The sequence below is a fragment of the Nocardia sp. NPDC102475 genome (genome assembly GCF_055584605.1).
The window spans coordinates 1-13,356 of sequence record NZ_JBVJLS010000015.1 but is presented as its reverse complement, the minus strand read 5'-3'; the positions used below and the strand labels follow the sequence as shown (position 1 = coordinate 13,356).

General features: G+C 66.4%; 11 protein-coding genes. All 11 read left to right on the top strand.

The window, feature by feature from the left end:
• The first annotated feature begins 1 nt into the window (after position 1).
• Positions 2 to 877 carry an FAD binding domain-containing protein gene (locus ACZ60G_RS25660; RefSeq protein ID WP_465812981.1) on the top strand — a complete coding sequence of 292 codons (876 nt, stop codon included), beginning with the start codon at positions 2 to 4 and terminating at the stop codon, positions 875 to 877.
• A complete protein-coding gene (locus ACZ60G_RS25655) occupies positions 877 to 1,347 on the top strand; it encodes a (2Fe-2S)-binding protein (protein ID WP_465812979.1) in 471 nt (156 codons plus the stop codon). Before ACZ60G_RS25660 ends, ACZ60G_RS25655 begins: the two co-directional genes overlap by 1 nt.
• A gap of 23 nt (positions 1,348 to 1,370) precedes the next feature.
• On the top strand, positions 1,371 to 2,741 hold the full coding sequence (locus ACZ60G_RS25650) for an 8-oxoguanine deaminase (RefSeq protein WP_465813380.1): 1,371 nt from the start codon (positions 1,371 to 1,373) through the stop codon (positions 2,739 to 2,741).
• Positions 2,741 to 5,074 carry a xanthine dehydrogenase family protein molybdopterin-binding subunit gene (locus ACZ60G_RS25645; RefSeq protein WP_465812977.1) on the top strand — a complete coding sequence of 778 codons (2,334 nt, stop codon included), beginning with the start codon at positions 2,741 to 2,743 and terminating at the stop codon, positions 5,072 to 5,074. Before ACZ60G_RS25650 ends, ACZ60G_RS25645 begins: the two co-directional genes overlap by 1 nt.
• 132 nt (positions 5,075 to 5,206) lie before the next feature.
• Entirely contained in the window at positions 5,207 to 6,649 is a 1,443-nt protein-coding gene (locus ACZ60G_RS25640; protein WP_465812975.1) for an NCS2 family permease, read from the top strand.
• Between the two features lie 4 nt (positions 6,650 to 6,653).
• Entirely contained in the window at positions 6,654 to 7,721 is a 1,068-nt protein-coding gene (locus ACZ60G_RS25635; protein WP_465812973.1) for an XdhC family protein, read from the top strand.
• Between the two features lie 188 nt (positions 7,722 to 7,909).
• Complete coding sequence (locus ACZ60G_RS25630; RefSeq protein ID WP_465812972.1) at positions 7,910 to 8,290, top strand: allophanate hydrolase-related protein; 381 nt, start codon at positions 7,910 to 7,912, stop codon at positions 8,288 to 8,290.
• Positions 8,287 to 9,105 (top strand): hydroxypyruvate isomerase family protein, encoded by an 819-nt coding sequence (locus ACZ60G_RS25625; protein ID WP_465812970.1) that lies wholly within the window; start codon positions 8,287 to 8,289, stop codon positions 9,103 to 9,105. The genes ACZ60G_RS25630 and ACZ60G_RS25625 overlap by 4 nt, the downstream gene beginning before the upstream one ends.
• A complete protein-coding gene (locus ACZ60G_RS25620) occupies positions 9,086 to 10,012 on the top strand; it encodes an NAD(P)-dependent oxidoreductase (protein WP_465812969.1) in 927 nt (308 codons plus the stop codon). Before ACZ60G_RS25625 ends, ACZ60G_RS25620 begins: the two co-directional genes overlap by 20 nt.
• Positions 10,013 to 10,014: 2 nt before the next feature.
• Positions 10,015 to 11,790, top strand: coding sequence for a glyoxylate carboligase (gene gcl, locus ACZ60G_RS25615; protein ID WP_465812967.1), 1,776 nt, complete (start codon positions 10,015 to 10,017; stop codon positions 11,788 to 11,790).
• 6 nt (positions 11,791 to 11,796) lie between these two features.
• Positions 11,797 to 13,296 carry a glycerate kinase gene (locus ACZ60G_RS25610; protein WP_465812965.1) on the top strand — a complete coding sequence of 500 codons (1,500 nt, stop codon included), beginning with the start codon at positions 11,797 to 11,799 and terminating at the stop codon, positions 13,294 to 13,296.
• Positions 13,297 to 13,356: the final 60 nt, after the last annotated feature.

The following is a 13,356-nucleotide window of genomic DNA, read 5'->3' as shown; positions in this document are numbered from 1 at the left end:
GATGGATTTCCTACGACCCGATACCTGGGCCGAGGCGCTCGAGCTGAAGGCCGCAAATCCGGAGGCGAAACCCATTCAGGGCGGCACCGATGTCATGGTCGAGATGAACTTCGACCACGGTCGTCCGGCGGCACTGCTCGATCTCAACCGCTGTCGCGACCTGTTCGATTACTCGACCGAGCCCTACGGCCGGATCCGGATCGGCGCGGGCGTCCCGTATGTGCGCATCATCAACCGGCTCAACCACCAGCTGCCCGGTCTGGCGCAGGCCTCGCGCACCGTCGGTTCGCCGCAGATCCGCAACCGCGGCACGGTCGGCGGCAATCTCGGCGGTGCGTCCCCGGCCGGTGACGCCCACCCCGCGCTGCTGGCGGCCAATGCGGTGATCGAGGTGGAGTCGGCCGCGCGCGGCACCCGCCTGATCCCGATCGATGACTTCTATGTGTGGGTGAAGAAGAACGCCCTGGAGCCCGACGAGCTGATCCGCGCCATCCGGATCGAGCCCGCAACCGGACCGCAGTACTTCTCCAAGGTCGGCACCCGCAATGCCATGGTGATCGCGGTCTGCGCGTTCTCGATCGCATTGCACCCCGACACCCGCACGGTCGGCACCGGCATCGGATCCGCCGGACCGACGCCGCTGCGCGCGACACCGGCCGAGCAGTTCCTCGCCGATGCGCTGGACTGGGATGACCCGGCCCCATTGCCATTCGACGTCGTCCGCGAATTCGGTGCGCTGGTCTCGGCCGCCGCCAAGCCGATCGATGACGTCCGCGGCACCGCGGAATACCGCAGACATGCCCTGACGGTGCTGGCTCGCCGCACCCTGTCCTGGGCCTGGACGGATTACCTAGCAGAAAGAAGGAGGGCAGCCTGATGCGTGTGACCTTCGACGTGAACGGCTCGCAAGAGACCGTCGACGATGTGTGGGAGGGCGAGAGCCTCCTCTATATCCTGCGCGAGCGCATGGGCCTACCCGGCTCCAAGAACGCCTGTGAGCAAGGCGAATGCGGTTCGTGCACAGTCTATTTGGATGGCACGCCGGTGTGTTCCTGTCTCGTGGCCGCGGGCCAGGTGCAGGATCGCTCGGTGCGCACCGTCGAGGGGCTGGCCAATGGCGCGAAACTCGATCCGATGCAGGAGGCCTTCGTCGAGGCCGGTGCGGTCCAATGCGGCTTCTGCACACCGGGGCTCATCGTGCAGGCGCACGATCTCATCGAACGCAATCCCGATCCCTCCGATGTGGAGATCCGCGAGGCGCTCGCCGGAAACCTCTGCCGCTGCACGGGATACGAGAAGATCCTCGACGCGGTGCGAATGGCCGCGGCACGTAAGGCGGGCCGATGAGTACAGCATCGCGCAGCGATTCCATGCGGGACGGAGGCCGGGTGACAGGTGGGCAGACTGTCATCGAGAATGCCTATATCGCGCCGGTCGTCGGTGACGAGATCGCGTCCGGATACGTAGTCATCTCCGATGGCCGCATCGAAGCCCTCGGCGCAGGACCGGCACCGATCGTCCCAGGTGCCGAAAAGATCGACGGCACAGGCTGTTTGGTGACCCCGGGCCTGGTCAATACCCACCACCACCTCTACCAGTGGGCGAGCCAGGGCCTGTTCCAGGATTCCACCCTGTTCGAATGGCTGACCGGTCTCTATCGCACCTGGGCGCGCATGGACGCCGACGTCGTCTACGGTGCGGCCGCTGCCGGTCTGGGCTGGCTGGCGTTGACCGGCTGCACCACCAGCAGCGACCACCACTATATCTTCCCGAAGGGGCGCGGCGACCTGTTCGAGGCCGAGGTGCGCGCGGCGAGCGAGATCGGCCTGCGTTTCCACCCGTGCCGCGGTTCCATGGACCGCGGACAGAAGGACGGCGGTCTGCCGCCGGACGAGGTGGTCGAGAGTCGAGACGAAATCCTCACCCACACTGCCGAAGTCATCGACAAGTACCACGATCCATCGTTCGATTCGATGCTGCGGGTCGCGGTCGCACCCTGCTCGCCGTTCTCGGTGAGCGAGGGTCTGATGATCGATTCCGCGACGCTGGCGCGCGCCAAAGGTGTTCGGCTGCATACCCATCTCGCCGAAACACTCGACGAGGAAGAGCACTGCATCGAGCAGATGGGCTGCACCCCGGTCGAATACATGGAAAAGCTCGGCTGGCTCGGCGAGGACGTCTGGTTCGCGCACGCGGTGCACCTGCACGACGCCGATATCCGGCGCTTCGCCGAAACCGGCAGCGGCTCGGCGCATTGCCCCAGCTCCAACGCCCGACTCGGTGCGGGTATCGCCCGCGTCAGCGATCTGGTGGCCGCCGGTGCGCCGGTCGGTTTGGGGGTGGACGGCGCGGCGTCGAGTGAGCTGACTTCCATGGCGGGTGAAATGCGGCAGGCCATGCTGTTTCAGCGCGCGGTCAACGGCCCGACCGCCTTTACCGCGCGCCAAGCGCTCGAAATCGGCACCCTGGGCGGTGCCCGTAATCTCGGCCGCCACAACGAGATCGGCAGTATCGAACCCGGTAAGCTCGCCGACCTCGCCATCTGGCGGGTCGACGGTTTCCGCTCGGCGATCGAGGATCCGGTCTGCTCCTTGGTTTTCGGACCGACACCGCCACTGGCCCGGCTGCTCGTCGGCGGGCGCACCGTCGTGGAGAACGACGAATTGCGCACCGTCGCACAGGATGTCGTCGGCCGCGCCGGTGTCGCGGCCCGCAAACGGCTGATGCGACAGGAGGCATGATGACTGTCCCACGGACCACCCGCTTCCCCGAAGAGGTTGCCGCACCGGGTAAGGGCGGCATCGGGGAGAGCCCGCTGCGCCCCGACGGCACGTTGAAGGTCAAGGGCGAGTTCGCCTACGCCTCCGATCTCTGGATGGATGACATGCTCTGGGGTGCGACCCTGCGCAGCCCGCATCCGCGCGCGATCATCCGCGGTATCGATATCGCGCCCGCACTGGCCATGACCGGTGTGCACGCGGTACTCACCCAGGAGGATGTGCCCGGCCGCAAGATGTACGGCCTCGACCACACCTGGGATCAGCCGGTCCTGGCCATCGGCGAGGTGCGCCACCACGGTGAGCCCATCGCCCTGGTCGCCGCCGACCACCCCGAGATCGCGCGGCGTGCCCTCGATGCCATCGAAATCGATTGGGAGGTACTGGAACCCATTACCGACCCGATGGCGGTGCTCTCGGCCCCGAAACGGCTCGCGGTGCAGGAGCGCGGCGGTATCGCCCGGCATCAGCCGGTGCGCGTCGGCGATATCACCGTGGGCCGCGCGCTGGCCACCGTGGTGATCACCGAGGAATTCGAGGTCGGCATTCAGGACCAGGCATTCCTCGGCCCCGAATCCGGCCTGGTGATTCCGGCCGAGGACGGCGGGCTCGACTTCTACGTCGCCACCCAGTGGATGCACAATGACCTGTCCCAGATCGGGCCTTGCCTCGGCCTGGCCGATGACCAGATCCGCATGACCATGGCAGGTGTCGGCGGAGCCTTCGGTGGTCGCGAGGACCTGTCCATGCAGATCCACGCGGGCATGCTGGCCATGCACACCGGCAAGCCCGTCAAGATGATGTACAACCGCGAGGAGTCGTTCTTCGGGCACGTGCACCGGCACCCGGCGAAGATGCTCTACGAATACGGTGCCAATGATGCCGGAAAGCTCACCTACGCAAAGGTTCTCATCGTCCTAGACGGTGGCGCGTACACCTCGGCGACGCTGAATGTCACCGGTAACGCGTCCTCGCTCGCGGTGGGGCCGTACGAGATTCCACATATCGAGATCGACGCGTACGGCATCTACACCAATAATCCGCCGTGCGGTGCGATGCGCGGATTCGGCGCGGTGCAGGCCTGTTTCGCACACGAGTCGATGATGGACAAGGTCGCCGAGGCGCTGGATCTGGATCCGGTGCACGTGCGCCAGATCAATGCGGTGTCACAGGGTTCCAGGCTGGCGACCGGTCAGGTGCTGCACGCGCCGACGCCGATGGCCGAAATGCTCGGGCAGCTGCGGGATATGCCGATGCCCCCGGAGCTGGACGCCTCGGATATCCGGAACCTGCCCGGCGGCGCATCGCAGACGACGCACGGCGAGGGCGTGGTGCGTGGTGTCGGTTACGGCGTCGGTATCAAGAACATCTGCTTCTCCGAGGCCTTCGACGACTACTCGACCGCTCGGGTGCGGCTGGAAGTCATTGCGGGAGAACCGGTTGCGCTGGTACACACCGCGGCCGCCGAGGTCGGTCAGGGACTGGTGACGGTCGAAGCGCAGATCGCGCGTACCGAACTCGGTATCGAACGGGTCACCATTCACCCGGCCGACAACCAGGTCGGCGACTCGGGTTCGTCGTCCGCCTCCCGGCAGACCTATATGACCGGTGGCGCGGTGAAGGCGGCCTGTGAGGCCGTGCGCCAGCGTGTACTCGCCTTGGCCCAGGCCGAGTTCGGTGCCATGTCGGGACTGCGCCTGGTCGGCGGCAAGGTGGTTTCGCGCACGGGGGAGGTGCTCGCGGCGATCGTCGATGTCCTGGATGAGGGGGTTATCGAAGAGACCCGCGAGTACCACCACCGGCCGACCACCGGCATGGATCCCGTTACGGGACAGGGGAATAGCCACACCCAGCTGGCTCTCTGCGTGCACCGCGCGGTGGTGGACGTGGATACGGACCTCGGCCTGGTCAAGGTCGTCTCCCTGGACGCGGTCCAGGACGTGGGCAAGATCATGAACCGCCTGTCCCTGGAGGGGCAGATCCACGGCGGCTCCGTACAGGGGCTTGGCCTGGCGGTCATGGAGGAAATCCAGGTCGAAGACGGTAAGGTGCGCAACCCGTCCTTCACCGACTACCTGATCCCGACGATTCTCGATACGCCGTCACAGCGGCTGGAGATTCTCGAAAACGCCGATCCGCACGCCCCCTACGGGCTGCGCGGCGCCGGAGAGCCGCCCACGCTCTCTTCGACACCCGCGATCGCCGCGGCGATCCGTGACGCCTGCCGATCACGGGGTGGAAACGTGCACATCAACCGAGTGCCGGTGCGTCCGGAAGACATCATCCGGAGCAGTTGATCAACAGGGGCAGCCGGTTCCAATGGACCGGAGAGACTCCACAACAGCAGTACCCGAACCGTGCGGTCCGGCCCGGTCCAAAAGGACAGCCGCCGGACCGTAGGTCGGCTACGCCCCGAGGAGGGCACGCCAATGACCCAGATTCAGACCAAGCCCAGCACACCAGAGCCGGTAGCAGAACGGTCTGCGCTCGACCGGTTCTTCCGGCTGAGCGAACGCCGAACCACCGTTTCCCGCGAAATTCGTGGCGGCATCACCACTTTCGTCGCCATGGCCTACGTCATCCTGTTGGTGCCGCTGATTCTCGGCGGCGTCGCGGATGTCAACGGTGACAAGCTGAGCATCGCTCAACTCACCACGGCCACCGCATTTTCCGCGGGACTCAGCACCATCCTGATGGGCGTGGCGGGCAATGTGCCTTTGGCGCTCGCCGCCGGACTCGGTGTGGTTCCGGTGGTCGCCTTCCAGGCGGCGCCGCATATGACCTGGCCGCAGACCATGGGCCTGGTCGTCCTGATGGGCGTGATCATTGTGATCCTGGCCGCGACCGGCCTGCGGACCATGATCATCAACGCCATCCCGCTCGGTCTCAAGAATGCGATCGGCGTCGGGATCGGCATGTTCATCGCGATGATCGGACTGGTCTCTGCCGGGGTGGTCGGACACGGCGCGCAGACCGGTCCGCCGGTCACCCTCGGCGCCGGTGGTCACCTATCCGGTTGGCCCGTAGTGATTTTCGCGGTCGGCCTGCTGGTAATGCTGGCACTGTTCATCCGCAAGGTGCCCGGTGCGATTCTGATCAGTATCGCCATCTCGACGGTGCTCGCCATTGTCGTCAACGCGCTGGCGAAGATCGACCCGCAGGCATGGGGGCCGGTGGTGCCGGAGAAGCCGAAGGGATTCTTCGCCGCACCCGATTTCGGGCTGGCGCTGAATATCGACCTCTTCGGCGGTTTCGCCGAGGCGGGCGGGCTGGTCGCGGGGGTCGTGCTGTTCACCCTGGTGCTGACCGGGTTCTTCGATGCCATGGGAACGGTTTTCGGCGTCTGCGACGAGGCCGGACTGCTCGATGAGAAGGGCACCATGCCGGGTCTCGGCAAGGTGCTGACCATCGACGGTATCTCCCAGGTCATCGGTGGTGTCAGCGGCGGCGCCGGAAATACCGTGTACGTCGAATCCGCGACAGGTATCGGTGAGGGCTCCCGCACCGGACTGACCAGCCTGGTGACCGGTGGACTATTCTGCCTCGCAGTATTTTTCACCCCGCTCGCGGCCGTGGTGCCGATCCAGGCCGCCGCGCCGGCGCTGGTGATCGTCGGTGCGCTGATGATGACCCAGGCCCGCAAGATCGATTGGAACGATCTGGAGGTGGCGGTGCCCGCCTTCCTGACTATCGTGCTGATGCCGTTCACCTACTCCATCACCAACGGTGTCGGCGCGGGCCTGATCGCGTACGTGGTGATCAAGCTGGCGCGCGGCAAATTCCGTGAAATCCATTGGCTGATCGGGGTGGTGAGCCTCGTCTTCGCCGGCTACTTCGGCATCTCGGCCATCGAACTACTCCTGGGCGGATAGCACCATGCGCGACCTCACGGCAGAACTGCGGAAATGGCATGCGGCGGAGAATGATTACGCCGTGGCCACCGTCATCGGCGTCACCGGAAGCGCCCCTCGGCCGCCCGGTGCGGCGCTGGCGGTCGACGCCGACGGCATTGTCATCGGAAGCATCTCCGGTGGCTGTGTCGAGGGCGCGGTGTACGAACTCTGCCGTGAGGTCCTGCGCACCGGGCAGCCGGTGCGCGAAACCTTCGGATACAGCGACGACGACGCCTTCGCGGTCGGGCTGACCTGCGGCGGCAAGCTCGAGGTATTCGTCCAGCGGATCACGGCGGTCGAGCGCGTCGCCATCGAGGCGGTCCTGCGCACCGACGAGGCGGTCGCGTTGGTACGGGATCTGAAGACCGGTGCGGCCATGGCGATCGGGTCCTGGTGGACCGTCGGCGCCGCCTTCGATGAGGTGGTCGTGGCCGAGGCCAGGGCGATGCTCGACATCGGCGCGACCGGTGTGCGCGAGATCGGTTGTGGTGCCGGTGAAGTCACGGTCTTCGTGGAATCGTATGTACCACCGCCGCGCATGATTGTCTTCGGCGCAATAGATTTCGCTGCCGCTGTCACCAAGATCGGCCGCTTCCTCGGATACCACGTCACCGTCTGCGATGCCCGCCCGGTGTTCGCCACGCGTGCGCGTTTTCCGGATGCCGACGAGATCGTCGTACAGTGGCCGGACCGCTATCTCGCACGCACACAGGTCGATGCGCGCACGGTGCTGTGCGTGCTCACCCATGACGCCAAATTCGATATCCCGCTGCTCGAGGTGGCGCTGCGCCTGCCGGTGGCCTATGTGGGCGCGATGGGTTCCCGTCGCACCCACGAGGACCGCATGGCCGGTCTGCGCGCCGCCGGTATGACGGAATCCGAACTGGCCCAATTGCATTCACCGATCGGGCTGGATCTCGGCGCGCGCACCGCAGAAGAGACGGCGGTATCCATCGCCGCCGAGATCGTCGCGGTGCGCCGCGGCGGCTCGGCCCAACCGCTGACCGCCACCGGCGGACCGATCCACCGGGACCTGCTCCCGGTCTGGTGAGCCGCGCACCCCGCCGTGCGCCCGTACACCCGGTACGCGGGGCGCGCGGTTTCGGCACCGAGTCTGCGGCTGGAGCATCCTACGAAATCGACTTCCGGATATCCGATCGGCTTCGGGCTAATCGCCGCTATTCCGACAGTGTGGTCGGCCCACATAATTCACGTAATCGCGAACAAAGGATTCACCGAATGCCGTTGATATTTCTGAACGGTTCCGCCATGCGCGGCGAACCGCTCAATCATCTGCTCGACGGCGCGCCCTTCGCCGGCGAAGCGAAAACCGCGCCGCGCTACCGCTTCTATTCGGTCGGCAATAGGTTCCCGGGGCTGGATCCCGTCGCCGACGGCGGCGATTCGATCTCCGGTGAACTCTTCGATATCCCCATGGAAGTGCTGCGACAGCGGCTGCTGCCTGCCGAACCACCCGAACTCGAACTCGGCGCGATCGAACTCGATGACGGCCGTTCGGTCCTATCGATGCTGCTGCGCCGCGCGCCGACCTCGTATCCGGAGCTGATCGATATCACCGCCATCGGCAGCTGGAAGAAATACCGTCAAGGAGCTGAATGAGTAAGCAGGCCGGGGGCGTCGCCTTCCCGAAATTCGATGTCAATTGCTCGATCCTGTTCACCGATCTCCCGCTGCTGGAACGCCCCGCCGCGGCAAAGCAGGCCGGATTCGACGCGGTCGAATTCTGGTGGCCGTTCGGCGAGAATCCGACGCCGGGCGATAAGGAGATCGACGCGTTCGTGCGCGCGATCCGCGATGCCGGTGTGGAATTGGTCGGTCTGAACTTCATCGACCTGATTCCGGCGGGCGGGCGCGGTCTGGTCTCGGTTCCGAGTGAGGTCACCCGGTTCCGCGACAATATCGATGTCGCCGTCGGTATCGCCGAGGAGACCGGCTGCCGCGCGCTGAATGCCCTCTACGGCAACCGTGTCGAAGGCGAGCGTCCGGAGAAGCAGGACGAACTCGCGCTCGAGAACCTGAGTCTGGCCGCACAGGCGGCCGGTGCCATCGGTGCCGTCGTCCTGCTGGAAGCACTGAATTCCTTCGAGTCGCCGAACTATCCGATCGTGAGCGCCGCGCACGCCGTGCAGGTCGTCGAGCAGACCGGTGAATCCAACGTGCGTTTCCTCTGCGACCTGTACCACCTGGCCCGCATGGGCGAGGGCCTGCACTCGGTGATCCGCACGTACGCGGCGCATCTCGGCCACGTCCAGATCGCCGACAGTCCGGGCCGCGGCCGTCCCGGCACTGGCGAACTCGACTTCGCCGCGCTCTTCGAAACCCTGGCCGAGAGCGGCTACGACGGCTGGATCGGCCTCGAATACAAAGACCCCGAGCTGGATTGGAAGTGGACAAATGACTACAGCATCGCGTAGCGATTCCGTGAGGGATGGCGGCCGGGCGACGGGTGGGCTCAGGATCGGTTTTATCGGCCTGGGGATCATGGGCAGCCCGATGGCGGGCCACCTCGTCGCCGCCGGGCACGAGGTGACCGGTTACGACATCGGCCCCACCGGTCTGGAGAAGCTGAAGGCCGCGGGTGGTTCGGCCGCCTCCGGTGTCGCGGAAGCGGTGCGGGACAAGGACATCGTCATCACGATGCTGCCGCAGGACGAGCACGTCGAGGCGGTCTTCGCCGATGTGCTCGTGCACGCTGATCCCGGCACGCTGTACATCGACTTCTCCACCATCACACCCAAGACCGCGCGCTCGACCGCGGAGCGGGGCATCGAGAAGGGCCTGCGGGTGCTCGACGCCCCGGTCTCCGGTGGCGAGCCGGGCGCGATCAATGCCGCGCTGTCGATCATGGTCGGCGGCAACGAGGCCGACTTCGCCGCGGCCACACCGATTTTCGAGGCGGTCGGCAAGACCTTCGCACTGGTCGGACCGAACGGTGCCGGTCAGGTGGTCAAGGCCGCCAACCAGCTCGTCGTGGGCGGCACCTATGCCCTGGTGGCCGAGGCGATCCTGCTGATGGAGAACTTGGGCGCGGACGCCGAGAAGGGCCTCGATGTGCTGGCGGGCGGGCTCGCGGGCAGCAAGATCCTCGAACTCAAGCGCGCATCCATGCTGAAGCGCGACTTCAAGCCCGGCTTCCGAATCGACCTGCACCACAAGGATATGGGCATCATCCTGCAGGCCGCCCGCGACGCCGAGGTGTCGATCCCGATGGGTGCGCTGACCGCGCAGTTGATCGCGGCCGCGCGCGCGATGGGTCACGGTTCACTGGACCACTCGGGTCTGCTGAAGGTGACCGAGGCGCTGTCGGGCCGGGAGCACTGACCATGGCACGCATGCGCACCGTGGATGCCGCGGTTCTGATTCTCGAAAAGGAAGGCGCGACACAGGCATTCGGCTTGCCGGGCGCCGCGATCAACCCCTTCTACAGCGCGATGCGCGCGCACGGCGGTATCAAGCATGTGCTGGCCCGCCACGTCGAGGCCGCCTCGCATATGGCCGAGGGGTACACCCGGGCGGCCGCGGGCAATATCGGCGTCTGCATCGGCACCTCGGGGCCCGCGGGCACCGATATGATCACCGGCCTGTATTCCGCCAGCGCGGATTCGATTCCGATCCTGTGCATCACCGGTCAGGCTCCGGTGGCCAAGCTGCACAAGGAGGATTTCCAGGCCGTCGATATCGCTTCGATCGCCGCACCGGTGAGCAAGTGGGCGGTGACGGTGCTCGAGCCCGCACAGGTTCCGGGGACCTTCCAGAAGGCCTTCCGGTTGATGCGCGAGGGTCGCCCGGGCCCGGTCCTGATCGACCTGCCTATCGATGTGCAGCTCGCCGAAATCGAGTTCGACATCGAGACTTACGAGCCGCTCGAGGTGCACCGCCCGGCCGCGACCCGGGCGCAGGCGGTCAAGGCTATCGAGATGTTGAATGCGGCGCAGCGGCCGCTGATCGTCGCGGGTGGCGGCATCGTGAATGCCGATGCCGCGGCGCTGCTGGTCGAATTCGCCGAACTCACCGGTGTGCCGGTGGTGCCGACGCTGATGGGCTGGGGCACGATTCCCGACGACCACGTGCTGCACGCGGGCATGGTCGGACTGCAGACCTCACACCGGTACGGCAATGCCACCCTGCTCGAATCCGATTTCGTGCTCGGTATCGGAAACCGTTGGGCCAACCGGCATACCGGCGGTGTGGATACCTACACCAAGGATCGCACCTTCGTACACGTCGATATCGAGCCGACCCAGATCGGTCGGGTGTTCGCACCGGACTACGGCATCACCTCCGACGCGGGTGCCGCGCTGCGCGTCTTCGTCGAGGTCGCGCGCGAACTCGACGCGGCCGGACAGCTGCCGAATCGCAGTGTGTGGGCCGAGCAGTGCCGTAACCGGAAACAGGTCGGGCTGCGTAAGACGCACTTCGACGATATGCCGATCAAGCCGCAGCGCGTCTACGAGGAGATGAACAAGGCATTCGGGCCCGAGGTGCGCTACGTCAGCACCATCGGTCTATCACAGATCCAGGCGGCGCAGCTGCTGCACGTCTACCGGCCGCGGCACTGGATCAATGCGGGCCAGGCCGGGCCGCTGGGCTGGACCGTACCCGCGGCCATCGGTGTCGCGACGGCAGATCCCGATGCCACCGTGGTTGCGCTCTCGGGTGACTACGACTTCCAGTTCCTCATCGAGGAATTGGCCGTCGGCGCGCAGTTCAATATCCCGTACATCCATGTCGTGGTGAACAATTCGTATCTGGGCCTGATCCGTCAGGCGCAGCGCGCGTTCGACATGGACTATTACGTGCAGCTCGCCTTCGACAATATCAACAGCCCAGAGCTCGCCGGGTACGGCGTCGACCACGTCAAGGTCGCGGAAGGCTTGGGCTGCAAGGCGATTCGGGTATTCGATCCGGCGTGGATCGGTTCGGCGCTCGATGAGGCGAAGAAGCTGGTGACCGAATTCCGGGTGCCGGTAATCGTCGAGGTCATCCTCGAACGGGTGACGAATGTGTCGATGGGACTCGAGATCGACAATATCGTCGAATTCGAAGAACTGGCGCAGTCCGCGGCCGACGTCCCGACCGCGACCGCGCAGCTGGACTGAGCCGCGATGACTCGAGTCCTGATCGCGTCCGACAAGTTCAAGGGGTCGTTGACCGCCGCGCAGGTCGGTGCCGCTGTCCGGGTCGGTATCCACCGCGTCCGGCCCGGTGCCGAGGTGTCGGTGGTGCCGATCGCGGACGGCGGGGACGGCACCGTCGCCGCCGCTTCGGCCGCGGGTTTCGAGGCGGTCCTGGTGACCGCATCCGGACCCACCGGCGAACCGGTGTGCACGGCGTATGCCCGCCGCGACGATATCGCCGTCGTGGAACTGGCGGACGTATCCGGGCTCGTACGGCTACCGAGCGGCAAGTTCGCACCGATGACGGCCACCAGCCGGGGCAGCGGCGAGGTCATCGCCGCGGCGATCGATGCCGGCTGCCGTCGGGTGGTGCTCGGCATCGGGGGCAGTGCGGGTACCGATGGCGGCGCCGGGCTGCTCGCGGCGCTCGGTGCGCGTCTGCTCGATGCTGACGGTGCCGAAATCGGTGACGGCGGTGCGGCATTGGCTCGACTGCACGCGATCGACCTTGCGCCGGTGCGGGAACGGCTGGGCGGGGTCGAGATCACCGTCGCGTGCGATGTCGACAACCCGCTCACCGGTCCGCGCGGTGCGGCCGCCATCTATGGTCCGCAAAAGGGTGCCGACGGTGACCAAGTGGAAGTGCTCGACGCGGCGCTCACTCATTGGGCGGACTGTGTCGCGGTCGCCACCGGCACCGATTTGCGCGATCGTGCGGGTGCCGGTGCGGCGGGCGGGGTGGGGTTCGCGGCAGTCGCGGTGCTCGGTGCTCGCCTACGCCCCGGAATCGAATTGGTTTTGGAGCTGGTCGGTTTCGCCGAGCGTGTGGCCGATGCGGATCTGGTGGTGACCGGGGAGGGCATGCTCGACGAGCAGACCCTGTACGGCAAGGCGCCGGCCGGTGTCGCCACTGCCGCCGGGTTGGCGGGCGTGCCGGTCATCGCTGTCTGTGGCCGGAATACGCTGCCCACCAAGCGATTGCATGAGGCGGGGTTCTCGGCCGCCTACGCCCTGGCCGATATCGAACCCGATATCGCGCGCTGCTTCGCGGAAGGTGAGCTGCTGCTCGAGCGGCTGGGTGCGCGGCTCGCCGCGGAACACCTGCCGTTGGATCCCACGGCGGAACGGCCCGCTGCGGAGCACCAGTCGCCGGATGCCGCTGCGCATCATGTGTCTGCTGGCCACGTCGCCGGGGCGGTCAAGGCGGAGCGGTCGTCCGTCGGGCACCAGCTGCCGGAGGCCGCTACGGGTCAGGTGCCTGCGAACCACGCCGTTGGGGCGGCCACGGCGGAGCGGCGATCTGCCAAGCACCAGTCGCCAGAGGCCGCCACAAACCAAGGGACTGCAGACCACGTTGCCGGGACGGCCTGTCCAGAGCGCAGCGTCGCGGACCTGGCCGATGACATCGTCGCGGCCGCCACCCGAAGCAGCGGCGGCGCAAGGACATTCGACGGGAGTTTCAATGATCGTGTCAAGCCGCAGCGCTGATCGGGGTTGGTGCCTCGATAGCGAAGGTGCGGTTGTCGCGGATCAGTGCCCAGATGACGT